Genomic DNA, 19119 nt, shown 5'->3' with positions numbered 1-19119 from the left:
ATCGAAATGGACAAGCAGGATGAAATAGAGGGCCTCGCGATCCTGATTCGCGATCTGCGCAAGCACAAGAAGGTGACGCTTGCGGAGCTCGCGAAACGCATCGGGCGATCGGTGGGGTTTCTTTCGCAGGTGGAGCGCGGGCTCTCGCGCCCCACGGTGACGGATCTGACCGCCATCGGCGAGGCGCTGCAGACGCCCACCACCTATTTCTACAGCGTGAGCAAGCCGCGCACGCTGCCGTGGGTGACGCGCCCGGGCGAGCGGCGGGTTCTGTATTACGCGGGCGGCATCACCGACGTGCTGGTTTCGCCGGGCATGTCGTCGCGCTTTTCGATGCTGGAGAGCCTGCTGGAACCCGGTGCGACGAGCGGCGACCGTCCGGTGGACGACAGCGACGAACAGGGCGGCTTCGTGCTGGAGGGCGAGCTGACGATCTGGCTGGACGGCGAGGAAGAGCCGGTGACGCTGGGCGCCAACGACAGCTTTCAGCTGCCCGCGCGCTGCCGCTTCAGCTATGCGAACCTCGGGGACACGCCCGCGAGGGTGCTGTGGGTATTCACCTGACGCGACGAAGGAGGGCGCCGCCGCTGCGGCGCATCCAGGCAGATTCCATTTGCATGATCAGTAGTCCATAAATAAAAGCGAACCGCATTCAGAGCCGCAACCGAGGACTTTACCGTGACATCTCCCGCAGTCGATCTCGTCGGCGAAGTGCGTGCATTTCGCGAGGCCCATCCCGACGTGCGCTACGTCGATCTCCTGTGCCTCGATATTCCGGGGCACTTCTATGGCAAACGCTATCCCATCGGGATGCTCGAAAAGGTCGCGGCCGGCTCGCTGCTGAAGCTGCCGCAGAACTGCGTGCTGCTGGGCACGCAGGGCGGCGTCTATCCGATCGGACAGTACTGCTTCCACGACGGCGACCCGGACGCGCCGCGCCGGCTCGTGCCCGGCACGCTCAAGCCGGTGCGCTGGGAAAAGGAGCCGCTGGGCCAGATGCTGATTACCTCGGACGGCACGCCGGCGCCCATCGGTTTCGAACCGCGCGAGGTGCTCGCGCGCGTGCTGGAGCGTTTCGCGCGGCGCGGCATGCGCCCAGTGGTGGCCTTCGAGCTGGAGTTCTACCTGTTCGACGCGAAGCTGAAGAACGGCCTGCCGCAGCACGCGCGCGATCCGTTCAGCGACGATGAGGATAACCAGGCGAACATGCACATCGAGCGTCTCTCGCGTTTCTCGGGCGTGCTGCACGACATGGTGGAGACCGCGCGCGAGCAGGGCGTGGACGCAACGGTCATCACCGCGGAGCTGGGGCCGGGCCAGTTCGAAATCAATTTCGGCCATTGCGACGACGGCCTGCGCGCGGCGGACTGGTCGGCGCTTTTTTGCCGCAGCACGCGCGGCGTGGCGCTGAGCCACGGTTATCGCGCGAGCTTCATGTCGAAGCCGTGGCTCGATGCGCCCGGCAGCGGCATGCACGTGCACGTGAGCCTTTACGACCGTGCCGGCAATAACGTGCTCGCGGCGAACGACAAGCGGGTGCTGCGTCACGCGGTGGCCGGCTGTCTCGCGTTGCTGCCGCACTGCATGCCGATTTTCGCGCCCAATCACAACGCCTTTCGCCGCTACGGCGCGATGGTGAACGCCGCCAGCCGCGCGAGTTGGGGCTTCGAAGACCGCGACGCGTGCATTCGCATTCCCGAATCGGACGATGCGAACCTGCGCATCGAACATCGCCTCGCGGGGGCCGACGCCAATCCGTATCTCGTGCTCGCGGCGATTCTCACCGGCATCGAGCACGGGCTCGACGCGGGCCGCGAACCGATCGCGCCGCTCAACGAGGACCGCGCGAGCGGCATCGACTTTCCAGGCGACATGCCGGCGGCCGTCGCGGCGATGCGCGGTCATCCGGCCGTGCGCGAGGGCCTGGGCGAAGATTTCGTCATGGTGTACTGCGAAAACAAGCGGCAGGACCACCTGGACTTCATGAACGAGATCGGCAGCCGCGAATATCGCTGGTTCCTGTGAGCGCAACGATTCCGCGCGCATCTGCATAAATCGTTCCTGGCCAGTGACTTAGCGCTTCCCGTGCGCTTTGCCGACATATTGACATCGTCTTGTGATATTCATCTGTCTCGCCCCGCAGGTGGGGCGCAAGACACGTGCCGGACGGGCGAAAGACGCGTATCCATATGCAACGCGATTTGCCTGTTTCGCGCGCGTGAGGTAGGGTATGCAGGTTTTCTCAACTCAACACAGGTAGCAGATGAACAAACAGGAACTCATTGACGCAGTCGCCGCAAGCACGGGCGAGACCAAGGCAGCGACCGGCGCGACGATCGACGCGATCCTCGAGGTCGTTCAGCGCACGGTTACCTCGGGCGATTCCGTGCAGCTCGTCGGCTTCGGTTCGTTCTCCACGGGCCAGCGTGCTGCCCGCGTGGGCCGCAACCCGGCTACGGGCGCGGAAATCCAGATCGCTGCGGCCAAGACGGTGAAGTTCACGGCTGGCAAGGCGTTCAAGGACGCCGTCAACGGCTGATTGCTGTGTCCGTCATGGCGAAACAGGCTCGCGCCCGTTGGCGCGAGGCCTAAGCGTCTGCGGGCGCTCGCGCCGTGACGGCTCAAGCCGGCGGTTCAAACGTCGTCTGCGCGCGCGCGGCGCTACCCGCTGCACTCCCGCTCCTTTCCCCATCGTCGTCACGAACCGGCTCGTTGCGCCGCCGCTTGGCGTCGTACATCGCCGCATCCGCCACGCGCAGCATGGCTTCGATGCTTTCGCCTTCGTCACAGGTCGAGCAGCCCAGCGAAAAGCTGAGCGCGGGGCCGCCGTAGAACTGATTGTTCAGTTCCACGAGCTTTCCTATGCTTTCCGCCACGATTTCCACATCGCGCTCGTCGGCGCCGGGCATTAGCACTGCGAATTCGTCTCCGCCGATGCGTGCCGCCTGATACGGCTTCTGGATCGCCTTCGCCAGCACTTCGCCCGCGCGGCGCAGCAGCGCATCGCCGGCGGCATGCCCGAGCTGGTCGTTGACGAGCTTCAGGTTGTCCATGTCGAGCACGATCGCGCTCACCGGGAACGGCCCCTTGCGCTGGAGGCGGTTCAGTTCGTCCACGTAGAACGAGCGATTCTTCAGTTTCGTCAGAACGTCGTGCTTGCCGAGGAATTCGAGGTAGGCTTCCGCTTTCTTGCGCGCCGTGATGTCGGTGAGCGCGAGCAGCACCAGGTCCCATTGCTCCTCGTGCCCCGGAAAAACCGAGAACTGCAGATGCACATGCAGTTCGCTGCCGTCGAGCGCATAGTTGAGCACTTCGCGCTGGTGGAAAAGGCGCCCCTCCCAGAGGTCGAACAGTTGCTCGCGAAAGTGCGGGCGCATTTCGTCGCGGAAGACGTCGGGCAGGCGGGAGAGCAGCGTCGCCTTGTCGGGCGCGCGGAACATGCCGAGCGTGTAGTGGTTGATGTCCAGCACCTGAATCTCGCTCATGCAGCGTTCGACGAATTCGGGGTGAACGTCGGTGAAGGTGCGGAAGTCGACAATGCCCTGCATGCGCACGTCTTCCAGCAACTGATGGATCGCCGAGAAATTCTCGACCCAGAGCGAAACAGGCGCGTGTTCGAAGATGCCCTGCGCGTACAACTGGTTCGCCATCGCGCGATGGCGGGCTTCTTCGACCGCGGAGACGTCTTCGATGGCCACGAGCACGCGGCTCCAGTCCTCCTCGTGACCCGGCAGGATCACGCCGCGCAGCAGGATGTCCATGCGGCGGCCGTCGAGCGCGTAGTTCACGCTCTGGCTCTCGAACGTCGGTTTTCCGGCCCACATCTGCTCGAGTTCGCCGACGTGCGCCTGGAACATGTCGTCGCGCAGCACGGAGCCCAGGTGCGCGGCGAGTTCGTCGTAGTCGCGCGCGCCATACATGCGCAGCGTGTGCTGGTTGACCTTCAGCACGCGGATGCATGCCGAGCATTCGGCCACGCGGCGCGGCTCTTCTTCGAGGTGGCGGCGGATGTCCGTGACGCCGGCCGCGCGCCAGCGATCGAATAGCGCGCGCAGCTGGCTATAGTCTTCGAGCCACAGCGAGGTGGGCGTGACGTCGAACAGCGCGAGCAGATCGACCCCCGTCGTGGCGAAACTGGCGGCCGTGGCCTGGGTGCCTTGTTGCATGTCGGTTGGATGTAAGGGGAGGACGGCGGCGGCATGCGCCGCGCGCGAATACCCGCATCCTGGCACACCTTGCGCTTCCCGTGAGCATGGAAAATTACGCTTGCGCGGCGTCGCTGCGGCCGGCAATGCCGTGACGGCAGGCAAAACCCCGCAATGGATAACGGCCGGCCGCTCTCAGGACTTGAGCGGTTCATCTGGCTGGTGGTGCGCGCGCAACGGCAGCTCGGGCAGAAACAGGACGAGCACGAGCGCAACGGCGATGATGCACGCACCCATGGCGAAAATGCCGGCAATGGCGTGGCGGTAGATGGCCGTCGCGACCTCGTGGCCGACGCTGGCCGCATGCGCCGAAACGTGCACGAGCTGCGGCGCCGCCGAGTGACGCAGCTTTGCCGCGAGGATCGCCCCGGCGCCCGTGACGCCGATCAGGCCGCCCAGCGAGCGGAAGAAGGCGAGGGTGGCCGTGCCCACCCCACGGTGGCTGGCCGGCAAGGCGTTTTGCACGGCAATCGTCATATTGGGCATCACGAGTCCGAGCCCGAGCCCCACCGCGACGATGCACGGCTCGACCACGGCCAGCGGCTGGGCGCTGCCTACGCTCCATGCGAGCACGCCGAAGGCGGCGACCGCGAGTGCGAGGCCCGCAATCTGGGCGGGCTTGTAGCGCCCGCGGCGCAGCAGCACGCGTCCGTTGAAGACCGACGATACCACCACGCCCATCATCAGCGGCCCGGTGAGAAAGCCCGAATGCGAGGGGCTGACGCCTTCCACTGTCTGGAAGTAGAGCGGGAAGAAGACGCTCGAGCCCAGCAGGCCCATGAACGTGAACGCGAGGACGGTGCAGGCGATCACGAAGAGGCGGTCGGCAAAGAGTTCCGGCGGCAGGACGGGTTCGGGCGTGCGCCGCGTGTGCAGCGCGAAGGCGAGGCCGAGCGCCGCGGCCAGGGATGCGCAGAGCGCCACCTGGGCCGAGCCCCACGCCCACTCGGAGCCGCCGAGCGCGAGCACGAGCAGGAGGGCCGTGGTGGCCGCGGTGAGCAGAACGGCGCCCACATAGTCGATGCGGCGCGTGCGCAGCGGCGGCGAATGGCGCAGCGCGCGGTCGATCACGTAGAGGGCGACGGCGCCGATCGGCAGGTTCGCGTAGAAGATCCAGTGCCACGAAAGCAGGTCGGTGATGATGCCGCCCGCAAGCGGCCCCACGACGCTGCAGACGGCATAGACCGCGCTGATCGAGCCCTGGCGGCGTCCGCGCTTCGCGGGCGGCACCAGGTCGCCGACAATGGTCTGCGTGAGCGGCAACAGGCCGCCCGCGCCGAGACCCTGTACCGCGCGAAAAGCGATCAGTTGGGGCAGGCTGCGCGACAGGCCGCTCAGCGCGGAGCCGAACAGAAAGAGCAGGATGGCCGCGTAGAGCACGGGCTTGCGCCCGTACTGGTCGCTTAGCTTGCCATAGAGCGGCATGGTGGCCGTCGAGGCGAGCACGTAGGCCGAAACGACCCACGACAGATGCGTGACGCCGCCGAACTCCGCGATGATGCGCGGCAACGCCGTGGCGACGATGCTCTGGTCGAGCGCGCCGAGGCCCATCACGATCATCAATCCGGTCAGCACGGCGCGGATTTCGCGCCGCGTGGGCGCATCGCCGGCGGCGAACGTCGCTCGCGCGGCTTGCGTGCGTTCACTGTCCGCGTTCATGCCACGATCCGGCCAAGCGGTTCGATAGCCTCCCGAATGGCCCGGCGATCAGCCGGCGAGAGCGCCGCGAGCTGGTGCGCCAGCCAGTCCGTGCGATTGCGCTTGATCGCCTTGATCGCGTCGCGCCCCTTCTTCGTGGCGACGAGGCCGACGCGCCTGCGGTCGTCGGGATCGTTCGCCTCGCGTCCGACGAGTCCCGCGCTCTCCATGGCCTTGATGTGCCCGCTGATGGTCGGGCCACGCACGTTTTCGAGCGCGGCGAGATCGGTCACGCCGATGCCGGGATGCTTGACGATGGAGGCGAGCAGCAGCGCCTGGAGCGGCGAGACGTCGGGGTGCTGGCTTTCGCGCCGCAGCTCGCGCAGCAGGCGATGCAGCACGGGGCGCAGTGCCTCGGCGATTTCCAGGGCGGAAGTGAGGTTGGCGGGTGGTGCAGGCTGAGTCATGGGACCGGCGGCGCGCATCGGCGAATCTGGATCGATAGGCTACCTATCTTATTCGACGTGCCAGCCCGGCGCAACGGGTCTCGCACCGAGCATCGAGCCGCCGGTTTCCTGGTCGATCAGGCTCCCAGCATGTCCGGCGTGATCGCCACCGTCTCGCCGGTTTGCGCCGCGCGCGTTGCCGCTTCCGCGCAGGCGAGGGCGGCAACGCCATCGGTGATGCCTACGGGCACGCGGGTTCCGGTCTTGACGGCCTCGACGAAAGCGCACCACTCCGCCTCGTAGGCGCGCATGTAGCGTTCGAGGAAGAAGTAGACAGGCTTCGCCGAGCGCGTGCCTGCGCTCGTGATGCTTTCGACCGTATTCTCCAGTTCGTTCTTCGCGGCCAGCAGACCGCCGGAGCCGAGCAGCTCGACGCGCTGATCGTAGCCATAGCCGGCGCGCCGGGAGTTCTTGATGACGGCGATGCGGCCGTCGTGCCAGGTGAGCGTCACGACGGCCGTATCGACATCGCCGGCCCTGCCGATCTCGGGATCGACGATCGAAGAGCCTGCCGCCGTGACCTTCGCGGGCGCGCCGCCCATGATCCAGCAGGCGATGTCGAAGTCGTGGATCGTCATGTCACGGAACAGCCCGCCCGATACCTTGATATAGGAAACGGGGGGCGGAGCGGGGTCGAACGAGGTGATGGACAGCAACTCGGCCCGGCCGATGTCGCCGGCGTCGAAGGCCGCCTTGAGGGCGGCGAAGTTCGGGTCGAAGCGGCGGTTGAAGCCGATCATGACGGGTTTGCCCGCTTCGTTGACCCTTGCCTGGCATTTCAGCGCGCGTTCCAGTGTCAGGTCCACCGGCTTTTCGCAGAGCACGGCTTTGCCGGCTTGCGTGGCGCGTTCGATCAGGTCGGCGTGCGTGTCGGTGGAGGTGGCGATCAGCACGGCGTCGATCGCGGGGTCGGCGAGAATCTCGCTGACGGAGCGCACATCGGCGCCGTGCTGGGCAGCGAGTTTCGCGGCGGCGTCCGTTGCCACGTCCGCAACGGCGGCGAGCTTGCAGTCCGGATTGGCACGGATCGATCGGGCGTGGACCTGGCCGATCCGGCCGGCGCCTAGCAGGGCAATATTGAGCATTTGAGCGTCTTCCGTAATTGATTCGTACTGCGATGTGTTGGGAGTGGAAATATCGGATGCACACCACGCGGCGCTTGCCGCGAGCTAGACGGCGAATGCCTCGCGGAACTGCTGCAACGCCGCTTCGTCGTCGCCGCTCGCCCATGCTTCGAGGCCGATCGTGCCGCGATAGCCGGCTTGCGCCAGGGCGCGGGCGATGGCCGGGTAGCGGATCTCTCCGGTGCCGGGCTGGCAGCGTCCCGGAACATCGGCAACCTGAATTTCGCCTATCCACGGCAGCGCCCGGCGGACCAGCTCGATCAGATTGCCCTCGCCAATCTGCGCGTGGTACAGATCGAGATTGAGGCGCAAATGCGGGCTATTCACTGCTTTCACGAGCGCGAGCGTATCCGCGGCCCGCGCGAAGGGCACGCCGGGGTGATCCAGCTCCGTGTTGAGGTTTTCGAGGCAAAAGACCACACCGGCGCGTTGCCCGAGTTCCGCCACCTGCGCGAGCGTGCGTTGCGCGGCCAGCCACATCGCGCCCGTTACGACAGGCGTGGGACGGACCGGCATGCCGTTACCGTCGAGTCCCGTGCCGTGCAGATTCAGGCGGGGGCAGTGCAGCCGCTTTGCAATTTCGATGGATTGTTCGGCGGTTTGCAGGAGCGCCTGGGTGCCGCTTTCGGTGATCAGGTCTCCTTCGATATAACCCGTCATCGAGGAAAACGAGGCGCCGCTAGCCGCGAGTTCGGCGATATCGTGCTTCGTCCAGTCCCAGATTTCCACGTGAAATCCAAGATTGGTGATGCGCTTGACGCGCTCGATGAACGGAAGCTGGCGAAAGACCATTTCCGCGCATACCGCAAGTTGAAACATGGCAAGTCCTCTATGGGAAAGGAGCAGAAAAATCAGACGTGCTGGGGGCGCAGATCGATATCAGCGGTACTGGCCTGCGTATTTCTCGACGAGCGCGACGTTGCTGCGCGTCACGAAGCCGGGCCCCGTGTCGATGCCATTGGCCGAGAAGCGCGGCGCGAGGCCGTAAGTGCGAACGCGTTGCTGGAACTGCGGATTGGCCTGCAGTGCCGCGATGGCCTTGCCGATATCGTGCGTATGGGTCTGTTTCATGATGGCGAGCAGCGCGACCGGAATGTAACCCTGAAGATAGGGCTGCTGATCGATCGCGAACTTCACTGTGCCCGCCTGAATGCCCTTGTCGATTTCCGGCGTGAGGTCGAACGTCGCGAAGTAGATCCTGGACGTCAATCCGAGCTTGCTGACGGCGCGAAGGGCGGGCACGGCCGAAGTCGGGCCGAGTGCGAGCACGGCCTGCGTGTCCGGACGCTTGTGCAAGGCGGCAAAGACCTTGTTCTGCACTTCGTTCGGATCGTTGCCGCTGTCGAGCGTCGAGGCCTTGAAGTCGGCGCCGATCGCTTCGGCGAAGCCGCGGCAGCGCTCGAACGATTCGGGGTTGGTCACGTTGTTGTTCACGCAGAGGAAGCTTTTGACGCCCGCGGCCTTTGCGCGCTCTCCCGCTTCCTTGCCCGCTTCGTACTCCGGCTGGCCAACGTGCAGCAGGGCGCCGAGTTCCGCATTCTGCCTGGCGGTCCCGGAGTTGAAGGTGATCACCGGAATGCCCTTTGAAATAATGGTCTTGACCGGGCCGCTCACGACATCGTAGTCCGCGATCGTTGTCGCCACGCCGTCGTAGTTGCGGGCGGCGGCCTGCTCCAGCAGATGCACCATGTCGGCGAGATCGCCGTTCGGCGGATTGCGATAGTCGACCGTGACGCCGAAGTCCGTCGACGCATCGGCGATGCCGTTCTTGACGACGTTCCAGAACGGATCGGCGTCGGGCGCATGCGATATCACGGCGAATCTCGCGCCCTCCGCTCCGGCGCTCAGGCTGAACGCCGCCATGGCCAGTGCCGCGATCAGGCGTGCTGCTCTCTTCATGCTTGTCTCCTGGTTGATCTTGTCGACGCCCCTTTGTGCGGGTGGCGTATGTTTTGCATCCTATGACGGGGCGGCCGGCGCGCCTGCGGGAGAAATGCCCATTTTGGTTATTTGCTGTCGTATCATGGGCTTATGTCATTCATGGTAACGCGGCGCTACGGTTTTTCTGCGCCGTTTCTCGCGGGAGACTCATGCACGCACGCGACCGTCTCGCGGCCATCGCCGTCATCGACAGGCTGGCCGACATCTTGCGCGCCGAACTCGGCGACGACGCACAGGCGATCTGGCCGGTTCTTGGCGCGCTCCTGCAGAATCATCTGAACGACCGGCCCACAACCATCACGGCGCTTGCCGACCTCTCGGGGTTGCCGCGCACGAGTGCGCGCCGGGTGGTGTTCGCGCTGAAGGCCGGCGGTCTGCTGGAGTTCCGTTCGGTGTCCGGTTCGGGCAGCCGCGCTGTCGTGCGCCCTTCCGCGTCGTTGCTTGAGCGCGTGGACCGGATCACCGAACAGACGGTCAAGCTGATCGTGGGAGCGAGCGACAGCGACGCCTTCGATCGCTTTCGGGCCGAAGGATTCGCGGGGGCGCCGGGCATTGCATGGCCGCGGCCGGCGCCGGACGGCTTCAACGGCGCGATCGAGTTGACGCTCGTGGCCTACGAAGACCCCGTCTTCGACATTCTCAAGCGCAACCGTGCCGATATCGAGCGCTTCGTGGGCCATCGATTGCGGATATTGACCTGGCCTCAGGACACCTACCGGCATGCGCTCGACAGGGCGCTCACGGAGGCATCGCATGCGGGCGCCGCGGCGCCGGTGCTGGTGGCGATTCCGTTCCCGTGGCTGGCGGAACTGGCCGAAGACGGGCATTTGCTCGAACTGCAGGCCTTGCAGGCAGCCAGCAATTTTTCCGGAGCGGACTTCTATGATGCGGCGTGGCAGGCCGGCTGGCACGGCAAAGAACTCTACGCCATTCCCGTGCAGCCGACGGTGGACTTCCTGTGGTATCGGCAGGATCTGTTCGAGGCCGAGGGGCTCGAGCCTCCCTCCAGTTTCGACGAGGTGATCCGCTGCGCTTCCCGCTTGCACCGGCCGAGGCAGGATCGCGCCGGCATTACCTGGAACGCGGCGCCGGGCCTGCCGCTCGCCGAATCGTTCCTGCAGATGCTGGGCGCGCAGGGCGGCGTGACGTTCGACGACGGGGTCTTGCAGGTCGATACCGAACGCGGCAGGCAAGTGATCGAGTATCTGCGTGCGCTGCTTCCCTGGTCATCCACCCAGTTGCGCAGCGCGCACTGGACGCGCAATGCCCAGATTTTCGGCTCGGGGAAATCGGCGATGTGCTATCACTGGTCGAATCGTTACGGAATGCTGGACAGTCATGCGCTGCTGCAGAAGGGCGGTCGCATCGGGCTGCAGTTGCATCCCACGTTCGAGCGGGGCATGACGCCGATCTCGCCGCTCGGCGGCGCGCTGCTGGCGATACCGTCGGGTAACGGCGATGAAGCGGCGCAATGGGCGTGGCGGGCGATCGAGACGCTGACCTCGCCGGAACTAATGAAATACTTCGTGCTTCATGGGGCGGCGGGCAGCGCTCGCCATTCGGTCGCCGAAGACCGCTACGTACTGCAACGCAATCGTGTCATCGCCGTCATGGATCAGCTTGCGAAGCAACGGCAGATCAGCGCGTTTCCGTTTCCGGCCGTCGCGGGCTATCACCGCCTGACCCAGACGCTGAGCGATCATCTCGAGTCGCTATTGTTCGACGGCGCGCAGGACGTCAGTAAGGGGCTCGGCAAGCTTCAGGGCGCTTTGGCGCGGGCGCGCAGGCCTGCCGCTATCAGGCGGGGCCGGCGCTCATGATCCGCAATCGGGGGCCCCGAACAGGAGGTCCGCTCCGCGTCACTTCTGCGTATCGAGCGCCGAAAGAATCGCATACGCGGCCGCCACGCGATCTTCGATCGGGTAGTTCTTGTTGGCGAGCAGAACAATACCCAGATGCCGCTGCGGAATGAACGCGATATAGGTCGCGAAGCCGTTGGTCGAGCCGGTCTTGTTGATCCACACGTCGTCGCGCGGCGGTTCGGGCGGCGTGATGCGCGTGGCCGGCGTCGCGTCGAGGATCATCGAAGACGAGTTGCCGGCCTGCAGCGTCTTCAAATCGACGGGCGAGGCGTACTGCTCCCAGATCAGATCCTGCGTGAGCGGGCCCGAGCGGAAGTAGCCCGTATGCGTTGCCGTGACCGCCTGCTGCAGCTTCGGGGCCAGCCGCACTTCTCCCATGTTGGCTTCGATAAAGCGGGTCATGTCGGCGGCATTCGAGCGGATGCCATACGCTTCCTCGCCAAGGACGCCGGGTTTCATGCGAACGGGCTGGTTCTGCTTCGTGTAGCCCTGAGCGTAATCGGCCATCCTGGCGGGCGGCACGTCGAGATACGAACTGGAGAGGCCAAGGGCCGGCAGGAGGCGCTGCGTCATCGCAGCGCCGAAGTCTTGACCCATGCGCTTTGCCGTGATGAAACCGAGCATGCCGATACCCATGTTCGTGTACGTGCGATAGGTGCCCGGCGCGTAGAGCGGTTTCCACGCGCGGAAATACTGCATCAGCTTCGCTTCGTCGGTGACGTCGTCGGGGACCTGCAAGGGCAGACCGCCTGGCGTGTGCGTGCCCAGTTCGAGCAGGCTTATCTTGCCGAACGGGCTCGACTGCAGCGCAGGCACATATTTGCCGGTGGGCGCGGCGAGCGAAAGTTCGCCGTTCACGGCGGCATACGAGGCGAGCGTGGCCGTCAACGTTTTGGAGACCGAACCAAGTTCGAACAGCGTATTGCGCGTGACAGGCCGGCGGGTCTCTTTCGACGCCACGCCGTAGTTGAACACCCAGGACCGGCCGGCCACGGTGACGCCAACGGCCATGCCGGGCACGTCGTCCTTCGCCATCAGCGGCTCGATTGCCGTATCCACGGCCTGTTTGATCTGGGCCTGCTGGTCGTCCGCCGCATGGGCGGCCGTGGCGTTCGCGCAAAAGGCGAAGCAGACCGAGGCGAGAAGAAGGCGTTTCGTTTCCAGTCTCATCCGTGTTCGAGGGTGCCGTTCAGAGGGAGGCCCCGGGCAGCACGTTCCAGCGCCGTATCGCGTGGGACTCGTGATCGAAGCCGAGAATGCTGATGGAGGCCGTGTCGAGATAGAAGTGCGCGCCGAGGGCGGTGTCGCCGATCCAGCAGCCTGCCAGCGCGCGCAGAAAATGCGCGTGCGAGAAGATCGCCACGCGCCCGCTCGACGCGAGCAGGCGCGCCACCACCGCTTCGGCCCGCGCCTGTACCTGCGCGAGGTTTTCGCCTTCCGGGACCGGCGAGCGCCACACGCTCCAGTCCGGCGCGCTCGCGCGGATGTCGTGCGTGGTGCGCCCTTCGTAGATGCCGTAGTCCCATTCGTGCAGCTCCGGCACGGTGACGCGCCCGGCACCCAGGCCCGCCAGTTCGCACGTTTCGACGGCCCGCGTTTTCGGGCTCGACCAGACCGCATCGAAGGTCTGCGCGGCCAGCCGCGGCGCCAGCGCGCGGGCCTGATCGCGGCCGTGCTCCGTGAGCGGAATATCGGTGCGGCCCGTATGCTGACCCGAACGGCTCCATTCGGTCTCGCCGTGGCGGATCAGCCAGACTTCATGCAGCGCGCCGGGCGCGTTTGCGGGGATCGATGACATGAGGCATCTCCGGAAAGCGGAACCCCGCTCAGGCCGGCGGCGTATCGAGCAGCGATCCGAAGCGGCTCAAACGCGGCGCGTAGAAATGGTCGGGGTCGAGCGAGAAGGCCACGCGGCGCGCGCGGCCCATGATCTCGTTGCGCGGGAAGAAGCCGAAGTAGCGCGAGTCCGCGCTGTCGTCGCGGTTGTCGCCGAGCATCAGGTACTGGCCCGGCGGCACGACGACGGGGCCGAACGAACTGCGCGGGCTGGGCGCATAGGGCGAGAAGCGCACGGTGTGCGTCACGCCGTCGAAGCGTTCCGCGAAATAATCGCCAGGTTCGTTCGTGTCGCTCGCGAGCAGATTCATGCCTTCGGGCTGATAGGTCGCGCGTACGCCGTTCACGTAAAGCACGTTGTCGCGCAGGGCAATGCGGTCGCCGGGCACGCCGATCACGCGCTTGACGAGCAGCTCGTGCGCGGAGGACGAATCGATGGTCACGATGTCGCCGCGCTGCGGGTCGGCCAGGTGCGCAATGCGGATGTGCGTGAGCGGCACGCGCACGTCGTAGGCCAGCTTGTCGACGAGAATGCGGTCGCCGATGCGGATGGTGGGCAGCATCGAGCCGCTCGGCACGACGTTCCAGTCCGCAACGGCGCTGCGGAAGACCGTCATGAGCAGCAGGAATGCGATAAGGCCTTTGTTCTCTTTCCAGAGCCGGGTGATCATCTTCATTCGGTCAGTCGTCATGCGCCGCGAGGCGGAATGGCAGACTATAACCCCAAGGCGGCGCGTTTGCGCGGCCGCGGCAAAGAGAAATAAAAACGGCACCTCGCGCCGCCCGTTGCCGGGCGAAAGCGAGGTGCCGTTCGGGTGGCGCAGCCGTTTAGAAAGCGTGGCGCATGCCCACGGTAACGGCTACCTGCGTATCGGTCGCCGACGGCGAGAGCGTGTTGATCATCGCGTGCGAGAGCACCGAGTCGGCCGGCGCGCCGTGCACGTTCTGGTACACGCCTTCGAGGTAGAAGTCCGTGCGCTTGCTGACCGCGTAATCCGTCTGCAGCATCGCCGTGTTCCAGCCCGGCGCCGAGCCGTTGTACGCGCCGTGCGTGTACGTGTAGGCGCCCGAAACGGTCAAGGCCTGCGTCAGCGCGTACTTGACGTTCACCTCGTAGTTGTCGAGTCGCAGCGAGCCGGTGAGCGAGCCGGCCGAAGCGTCGTTCGAGCCGAGGTACGTGCCCGTGCCGAACGAGTACACGCCGCCGATGTTGTCGAGCTGCGTATGGCTCCAGACAAGGCCGACCGTGGCCGGGCCGAACGTGTAGTTGCCGCCGAGCGACCAGACGCGCTGACGCTCCGCGAGGAAGTTCGCGCTGGTGTCGCTCGTGGTGACGGCGCCGCTGCCGCTGCCGGCATTGTTCATCTGCAGGTAGCCGGCTGCGAGGTTGAGCGGGCCTTGCGTGTAGGCAAGCGCGAAGCCATACGAGCGGTTGTTCGCGAATTCGCTGCTGTTGCTGAACGAGTACATCGTCTCGCCCGTGATGCCGTGCCAGGTCGGGCTCGTGTACTTGACCGAATTGTTGATGACGACCGAGTCGGCGGCGAGGTTGTCGTTCTCGAACGGATGGGCGGCCATGTTGCCGCCCCAGGTGTTCGATTCCGCCGTGAGCGGGCCGACGAGGTCGTTCATCACGTCGAACTGGCGGCCGAACGTGAGCGTGCCGTACTGGTCGCTTTGCAGTCCGACCCAGGCTTGCGAGCCGAAGATGTCGCCGGAGAACGCTTCGGCGCCGTTATTGAGCACGAAACCCTGTTCCAGTTTGAAGACCGCATGCAGGCCGCCGCCGAGGTCTTCCGTGCCCTTCAGGCCGAACACCGTGTTCTGCGTCGAACTGCTGTTCAGTTGCCAGTTGCTGTGGCCGCCCTGGTTGTTCGTATAAACGAGGCCCGTGTCGATCAGGCCGTAGAGCGTGACGCTGCTTTGGGCATGTGCGGAAATGGCAAAGACGCTACCGAGCGCGAGGGCGACAAGACTTTTTTTCATGCTTTTTTCTCCGAGTACGACTATTGATTGGCGCTAATGGCTAATTCGCCTATCTATTGACTGCAATAAAGAAGGGTGTAATAAAGTCGAAAGATTTTTATATAACCTTCAATAATGAAAGTTAATGTCTTGTGATTATTGCTGGTGCCGCAAGCCTGGCCGCTTTTGGGCGGCACTTATTGCGAAACAGCCGCGCGGACAGGTCGTGTCCAGAGCAGCGCAATACGACGAGACCATCATAGGATGGTGAAAATAAAAATCGCGTTGAAATTGGCCGTGACGTGGCGCCAAAAAAACAGTTGTTTTCGGGCACTCGACTAATGCCGAGAATTGTGCATTGCAGCGTGAAATGGCGTTTTTCCGTCGCCGAAAGGCTCCCTGATTGACAGGAGACGGGGCCGCAGCGCCACACTGCACTTATCCGTGTGGGTGATATTTCTGCTTTATGCTTGTGGCTGATATTGCTAAATTATCGCCGACAGGCATAAAATGGTTTTATGCGTGACAGGAATATCCCATGAAGGTCATCGTCCATACGCCGGCTGCACTTGGCGAGATTCTGCAGTCGGCCAGAAAGGCCAGGGGGATGACCCAGGCGCAAGCAGCCGCGCGTATCGGCATTGGTCAGCCGCGGCTTTCCGCGCTCGAGACCACGGGCACGGCCAGCCTCTCGTTCGACCAGATGATGGCGCTTTTCGCGCTTTACGGCCTTGAACTGTGCGTGCAGTCGCGCGATACCGCGGCGTCCAGCGCCGCTGGCCAGCCGGAGTGGTGAGCGATGGGCCGCAAATCGCATTCGCGCGCGCTCTCCGTATGGGCCAACGGTGAGCGGGTCGGCGTCTGGGCCGCGCTGCCCGGCGGCGATATGGAACTGCACTACGACTCGGCGTGGAAGCTTTCGGCCATGGGGCGGCCACTCTCGCTCTCGTTGCCGTTCGGCGTTGGCGAACGGCCGCTGCGCGGCGAGCGCGTTCATAACTACTTCGACAACCTGCTGCCGGACAGTCCGCAGATCCGCCGGCGCATCGCGGCCCGTTTCAGCACCGAAACGGTCGAGGCGTTCGATCTGCTGAAGGCGGTCGGACGCGATTGCGTGGGCGCTGTGCAATTGCTGGGCGAGAACGAGGAGCCCGAGGACGTCGAGTCGATCGACGGTACGCCGCTCTCCGAAGCCGCGATCGAGCGGTTGCTGCTCGAAACCGCTGGCGCGCTGCCGGGCGAGGGCGCGGGGGACGAAATGGGCAGCGAGCTGCGCATTTCGCTCGCGGGCGCGCAGGAAAAGACGGCGCTGTTGCATCACGACGGCCAGTGGTATTTGCCGCGCGGCGCCACACCCACCACGCACATCCTCAAGCTGCCGCTCGGCTTGATCGGCCACCGCAAGGTGGACTTCCAGACCTCCATCGAAAACGAGTGGCTCTGCCTCGCCGTGCTGAAAGCGTACGGGCTACCCGTTGCCGGTGCGCGCATCGAAACCTTCGGCTCGCAGAAGGTGTTGTGCGTGGAGCGTTTCGACCGGGCCTGGTCGCAGCGCGGCGCGTTGCTGCGCCTGCCCCAGGAGGACTTTTGCCAGGCGCTGGGCGTGCCGCCGCATCGCAAGTACGAATCGCAGGGCGGCCCAGGCGTGCGCGAAATCGCCGGCATCCTGCGGCAGTCACAGCGCGCAGAGGAAGACCTCGAGACATTGCTCGGCGCGCAGATCGCTTTCTGGCTGCTCGCGGCGCCCGACGGCCATGCGAAGAACTTCAGCATTCGCCTGCTGCCGGGCGGCCGTTTTCAACTGGCGCCGCTTTACGACGTGATGTCGATCTGGCCGGTGGAAGGCGACGGCGGCAACCCGTGGTCGTGGCATAAGGCGACGCTTGCGATGGCCGTGTGGGGCAAGGGGCGCCACTACCGCATGCGCGACGTGAAGCGCGCCCATTTCGATGCCACCGCGCAGCTTTGCCACTACGCGGGTGGTGCGGAGGCGCTCGTGGCTCGCTTCGTCGAGCGTACCCCCGCGGTGATCGAGCAGGTGGCTGCGGCGCTGCCCGCGGGTTTCCCAGAGCGTGTTGCGGCGCGGTTGTTCGACGGGGTGAAGTGGTCGGCGGAGCGGCTTGAGACTGCTGTCTGAAGGGGCGGGGGACGCGCTTGCTTTGGTGGGCGACTGGGTAAAAGAACGGTTCTTCGCGGATTTCTGGGGTAGGGCTGGGTTCGACCCTGAGCCGTTTTCTGGGTCGACGCAGCGGTTACGGCTGCTCTGGAGATCCAAGAGACATCGCAACTTGTCGACCGTTTCGGTCATCCAAGCTGAGGGGAGCACGGCGGCTTCAAGCGCCTTAATGCGAGGAGAAGCTGATAGCGTTCGCCGCCATCGGCGGCGTTTCCAAAAAATGAACTTTCAACAGCCTGCTAGGAAACGTAGGCAGTTCATCGAGTGACCAAGGCCCACTCTCTCCTCAAATGACCCAAGAACAGTTCTAGAATCAGTAATTCGCAGATCTGATGAAATAGTCTCGTGCATTTCAGAACATATTCAATATATGGCAATTGATGAGCTTCGCCGGTACCGCCAGATCGATATTCTATCGTTGTGTTATCGCCGAGAAGATAGAACCAATTGTGAAACGATGCATTTCTTATTTGATGATCAAATTCTTTTGAGGCATCGGTGAAGGCTGTATTTGTCGCTAGGCTATTTCGGCGCTGGGCCTTGTCGGTTTTTACAAAAGACTTGAGATCGATTGCACTCAGTTTGTCGAAGGCTCGACCCGATAGTATATTGTTTATCTCGGTCAACATTTCAATTGCGCCAGCATAAAATTCGTATGCGCTCGCATAGAATTTCTTGGTTTTATCGAAATTTGTTGATGTTACTTTGGCATCCTTGGGGAGTCTGATCCCATTTCGGGTGTAGATGATGACCTGTGAGAATTGATCAAATGCGTCAAAAAATTGAGAGAATATGTCAAAATAGCTCCGCCAATGATGCTCTTTTAGATCGCAGGAATAATAATGCAGAAACCGTTTGAATTCCTCTTCTTTTTTCTCTATTGCTAATTTTGCTTCAGGTATAAGTGTGCTTTTGTTATCAAAAATCGTTCTTATGAACCAGTAAAGAAGGTCGTCGAGATTCGAATCCGGAATATCGTAGAGTCGCGCAAACTCGCTCTTCAGAGGGGCGGAAATATCATATCTTTTTACACTGTCAAGGCGCCAAATTTTCTTTAGGCGATCCCAGACTGGGGCGATTGCCATCGGCACGACTGACGGAAATTGTGGGGATATCGACTCGCCAGCTCTACGCACATGTGCAGCGGCCGCATCCCTCATGAATTCCAGGGAGCCAAAATAAAATGGATTATTTATTTTGCTCCCGTCCGCAGCGAAATCGGAGGACATGTAAATCGGCTTTCCGTCTTGCTCATCGATAAAAGAAATGTTTTCGCACGCACCAAATTCTACTCCTGCATTCTTTTGATCGAGGTTCAGTCGCAACGTCATTGGCTCATTGCATTTATCGCAGTTTATTATATGCTCTTGCCTGTCAGCGTAGCCAATTTGAATGCGGGCGATATAGTGTGTGTCGCACGTATTGCACTTAAATGGTTGACGGAAAATCATGGATTCTTTATTTGGTTGTGCGGTTAAGCGTGAGTGGTCATGTGGAGCGGACAGTCTGAAGGAGCTTGCATGAAATGACATTCTAGCTTGCTCGGTTGATGCATTTTTAATAACAACAGGCGCAGTTCCGACGTGTATGGTATCTGAGTTTTCCAGATCCCGAAATGACCCCGAAGTTGTGTGAGAGCAGGGGATGTTAGGTACTACTCGTCAGATTTGCGAATGGTCCGCGCACCAGAGCGGACGAAAAGATCGCAAAATACAGCCCGGCAGGTATCTCGCGTACGATCGACGGAACGTAACGACGCCGTGTCCGGGGCGACCGCATTCGAAATCTTGCAAACGAACGTTCGCACTGGACGGCAGTCGCTTGACTCAACGCTGGCTTCCGGCGATCGAACGACTGCTTGTTGAA

17 protein-coding genes are annotated in these 19119 nt (G+C 63.3%); 6 read left to right on the top strand and 11 right to left on the bottom strand.

Annotated elements, in window-relative coordinates; translation table 11 throughout:
• Positions 1 to 6 precede the first annotated feature (6 nt).
• From BAC01S_RS10505 to BAC01S_RS10495, 3 genes are all read left to right on the top strand, one after another.
• Positions 7 to 564, top strand: coding sequence for a helix-turn-helix domain-containing protein (locus BAC01S_RS10505; protein ID WP_027794726.1), 558 nt, complete (start codon positions 7 to 9; stop codon positions 562 to 564).
• Between the two features lie 114 nt (positions 565 to 678).
• A complete protein-coding gene (locus BAC01S_RS10500; protein ID WP_027794725.1) occupies positions 679 to 2025 on the top strand; it encodes a glutamine synthetase family protein in 1347 nt (448 codons plus the stop codon).
• 238 nt (positions 2026 to 2263) lie between these two features.
• A complete protein-coding gene (locus tag BAC01S_RS10495) occupies positions 2264 to 2539 on the top strand; it encodes an HU family DNA-binding protein (protein ID WP_027794724.1) in 276 nt (91 codons plus the stop codon).
• A gap of 82 nt (positions 2540 to 2621) precedes the next feature.
• Here the strand turns inward: BAC01S_RS10495 and BAC01S_RS30925 are convergent, their stop codons facing one another.
• The 6 genes from BAC01S_RS30925 to BAC01S_RS10465 all read right to left on the bottom strand — a co-directional run bounded on the left by BAC01S_RS30925 (position 2622) and on the right by BAC01S_RS10465 (position 9372).
• Complete coding sequence (locus BAC01S_RS30925; protein WP_084168479.1) at positions 2622 to 4166, bottom strand: sensor domain-containing diguanylate cyclase; 1545 nt, start codon at positions 4164 to 4166, stop codon at positions 2622 to 2624.
• 174 nt (positions 4167 to 4340) lie between these two features.
• The gene (locus BAC01S_RS10485) at positions 4341 to 5864 is read right to left on the bottom strand and encodes an MDR family MFS transporter (RefSeq protein ID WP_027794723.1); all 1524 of its coding nucleotides are present in this window, start codon (positions 5862 to 5864) and stop codon (positions 4341 to 4343) included.
• Positions 5861 to 6310 carry a MarR family winged helix-turn-helix transcriptional regulator gene (locus tag BAC01S_RS10480; protein ID WP_027794722.1) on the bottom strand — a complete coding sequence of 150 codons (450 nt, stop codon included), beginning with the start codon at positions 6308 to 6310 and terminating at the stop codon, positions 5861 to 5863. The genes BAC01S_RS10485 and BAC01S_RS10480 overlap by 4 nt, the downstream gene beginning before the upstream one ends.
• Positions 6311 to 6426: 116 nt before the next feature.
• Positions 6427 to 7434, bottom strand: coding sequence for an inositol 2-dehydrogenase (iolG, locus tag BAC01S_RS10475; protein ID WP_027794721.1), 1008 nt, complete (start codon positions 7432 to 7434; stop codon positions 6427 to 6429).
• Between the two features lie 84 nt (positions 7435 to 7518).
• Positions 7519 to 8292 carry a TIM barrel protein gene (locus BAC01S_RS10470; RefSeq protein ID WP_043201873.1) on the bottom strand — a complete coding sequence of 258 codons (774 nt, stop codon included), beginning with the start codon at positions 8290 to 8292 and terminating at the stop codon, positions 7519 to 7521.
• Positions 8293 to 8352: 60 nt separating this feature from the next.
• Positions 8353 to 9372, bottom strand: a complete 1020-nt coding sequence (locus BAC01S_RS10465; protein WP_027794719.1) for a sugar ABC transporter substrate-binding protein — start codon at positions 9370 to 9372, stop codon at positions 8353 to 8355.
• 191 nt (positions 9373 to 9563) lie between these two features.
• Here BAC01S_RS10465 and BAC01S_RS10460 point away from each other — a divergent pair, with 191 nt between their 5' ends.
• A complete protein-coding gene (locus BAC01S_RS10460; protein ID WP_027794718.1) occupies positions 9564 to 11234 on the top strand; it encodes an extracellular solute-binding protein in 1671 nt (556 codons plus the stop codon).
• Positions 11235 to 11273: 39 nt separating this feature from the next.
• On the opposite strand, the gene ampC is transcribed toward BAC01S_RS10460, so the two are convergent.
• The 4 genes from ampC to BAC01S_RS10440 form a co-directional block, all read right to left on the bottom strand.
• On the bottom strand, positions 11274 to 12446 hold the full coding sequence (gene ampC, locus BAC01S_RS10455) for a class C beta-lactamase (RefSeq protein WP_027794717.1): 1173 nt from the start codon (positions 12444 to 12446) through the stop codon (positions 11274 to 11276).
• A gap of 19 nt (positions 12447 to 12465) precedes the next feature.
• Complete coding sequence (locus BAC01S_RS10450; protein WP_043201869.1) at positions 12466 to 13074, bottom strand: histidine phosphatase family protein; 609 nt, start codon at positions 13072 to 13074, stop codon at positions 12466 to 12468.
• Between the two features lie 28 nt (positions 13075 to 13102).
• A complete protein-coding gene (gene lepB, locus BAC01S_RS10445) occupies positions 13103 to 13789 on the bottom strand; it encodes a signal peptidase I (protein WP_027794715.1) in 687 nt (228 codons plus the stop codon).
• Between the two features lie 151 nt (positions 13790 to 13940).
• Positions 13941 to 15098, bottom strand: a complete 1158-nt coding sequence (locus BAC01S_RS10440) for a porin (RefSeq protein WP_027794714.1) — start codon at positions 15096 to 15098, stop codon at positions 13941 to 13943.
• Positions 15099 to 15615: 517 nt separating this feature from the next.
• Here BAC01S_RS10440 and BAC01S_RS10435 point away from each other — a divergent pair.
• Positions 15616 to 15873 (top strand): helix-turn-helix domain-containing protein, encoded by a 258-nt coding sequence (locus BAC01S_RS10435; RefSeq protein ID WP_027794713.1) that lies wholly within the window; start codon positions 15616 to 15618, stop codon positions 15871 to 15873.
• A 3-nt stretch (positions 15874 to 15876) separates the two neighbouring features.
• Positions 15877 to 17214, top strand: coding sequence for a type II toxin-antitoxin system HipA family toxin (locus BAC01S_RS10430; protein ID WP_027794712.1), 1338 nt, complete (start codon positions 15877 to 15879; stop codon positions 17212 to 17214).
• Positions 17215 to 17510: 296 nt separating this feature from the next.
• Here BAC01S_RS10430 and BAC01S_RS34560 read toward each other — a convergent pair whose 3' ends face one another.
• Complete coding sequence (locus BAC01S_RS34560; RefSeq protein ID WP_156954379.1) at positions 17511 to 18584, bottom strand: hypothetical protein; 1074 nt, start codon at positions 18582 to 18584, stop codon at positions 17511 to 17513.
• Positions 18585 to 19119: the final 535 nt, after the last annotated feature.

This window comes from Paraburkholderia acidipaludis NBRC 101816, assembly GCF_000684975.1.
GTDB lineage: Bacteria > Pseudomonadota > Gammaproteobacteria > Burkholderiales > Burkholderiaceae > Paraburkholderia > Paraburkholderia acidipaludis.
The sequence above is the reverse complement of the archived record's forward strand: the minus strand, read 5'-3'. Positions and strand labels throughout refer to the sequence as shown.

Bases quoted from the DNA above. Each gene is read 5' to 3' on its own strand.
- BAC01S_RS10435 (WP_027794713.1), top strand. From the start codon at position 15,616: ATGAAGGTCATCGTCCATACGCCGGCTGCACTTGGCGAGATTCTGCAG.
- BAC01S_RS10480 (WP_027794722.1), bottom strand. From the start codon at position 6,310: ATGACTCAGCCTGCACCACCCGCCAACCTCACTTCCGCCCTGGAAATC.
- BAC01S_RS10430 (WP_027794712.1), top strand. From the start codon at position 15,877: ATGGGCCGCAAATCGCATTCGCGCGCGCTCTCCGTATGGGCCAACGGT.
- BAC01S_RS10440 (WP_027794714.1), bottom strand. From the start codon at position 15,098: ATGAAAAAAAGTCTTGTCGCCCTCGCGCTCGGTAGCGTCTTTGCCATT.
- BAC01S_RS10505 (WP_027794726.1), top strand. From the start codon at position 7: ATGGACAAGCAGGATGAAATAGAGGGCCTCGCGATCCTGATTCGCGAT.
- BAC01S_RS10495 (WP_027794724.1), top strand. From the start codon at position 2,264: ATGAACAAACAGGAACTCATTGACGCAGTCGCCGCAAGCACGGGCGAG.
- iolG (WP_027794721.1), bottom strand. From the start codon at position 7,434: ATGCTCAATATTGCCCTGCTAGGCGCCGGCCGGATCGGCCAGGTCCAC.
- BAC01S_RS30925 (WP_084168479.1), bottom strand. From the start codon at position 4,166: ATGCAACAAGGCACCCAGGCCACGGCCGCCAGTTTCGCCACGACGGGG.
- ampC (WP_027794717.1), bottom strand. From the start codon at position 12,446: ATGAGACTGGAAACGAAACGCCTTCTTCTCGCCTCGGTCTGCTTCGCC.
- BAC01S_RS34560 (WP_156954379.1), bottom strand. From the start codon at position 18,584: ATGACGTTGCGACTGAACCTCGATCAAAAGAATGCAGGAGTAGAATTT.
- BAC01S_RS10485 (WP_027794723.1), bottom strand. From the start codon at position 5,864: ATGAACGCGGACAGTGAACGCACGCAAGCCGCGCGAGCGACGTTCGCC.
- BAC01S_RS10450 (WP_043201869.1), bottom strand. From the start codon at position 13,074: ATGTCATCGATCCCCGCAAACGCGCCCGGCGCGCTGCATGAAGTCTGG.
- lepB (WP_027794715.1), bottom strand. From the start codon at position 13,789: ATGAAGATGATCACCCGGCTCTGGAAAGAGAACAAAGGCCTTATCGCA.
- BAC01S_RS10465 (WP_027794719.1), bottom strand. From the start codon at position 9,372: ATGAAGAGAGCAGCACGCCTGATCGCGGCACTGGCCATGGCGGCGTTC.
- BAC01S_RS10470 (WP_043201873.1), bottom strand. From the start codon at position 8,292: ATGTTTCAACTTGCGGTATGCGCGGAAATGGTCTTTCGCCAGCTTCCG.
- BAC01S_RS10460 (WP_027794718.1), top strand. From the start codon at position 9,564: ATGCACGCACGCGACCGTCTCGCGGCCATCGCCGTCATCGACAGGCTG.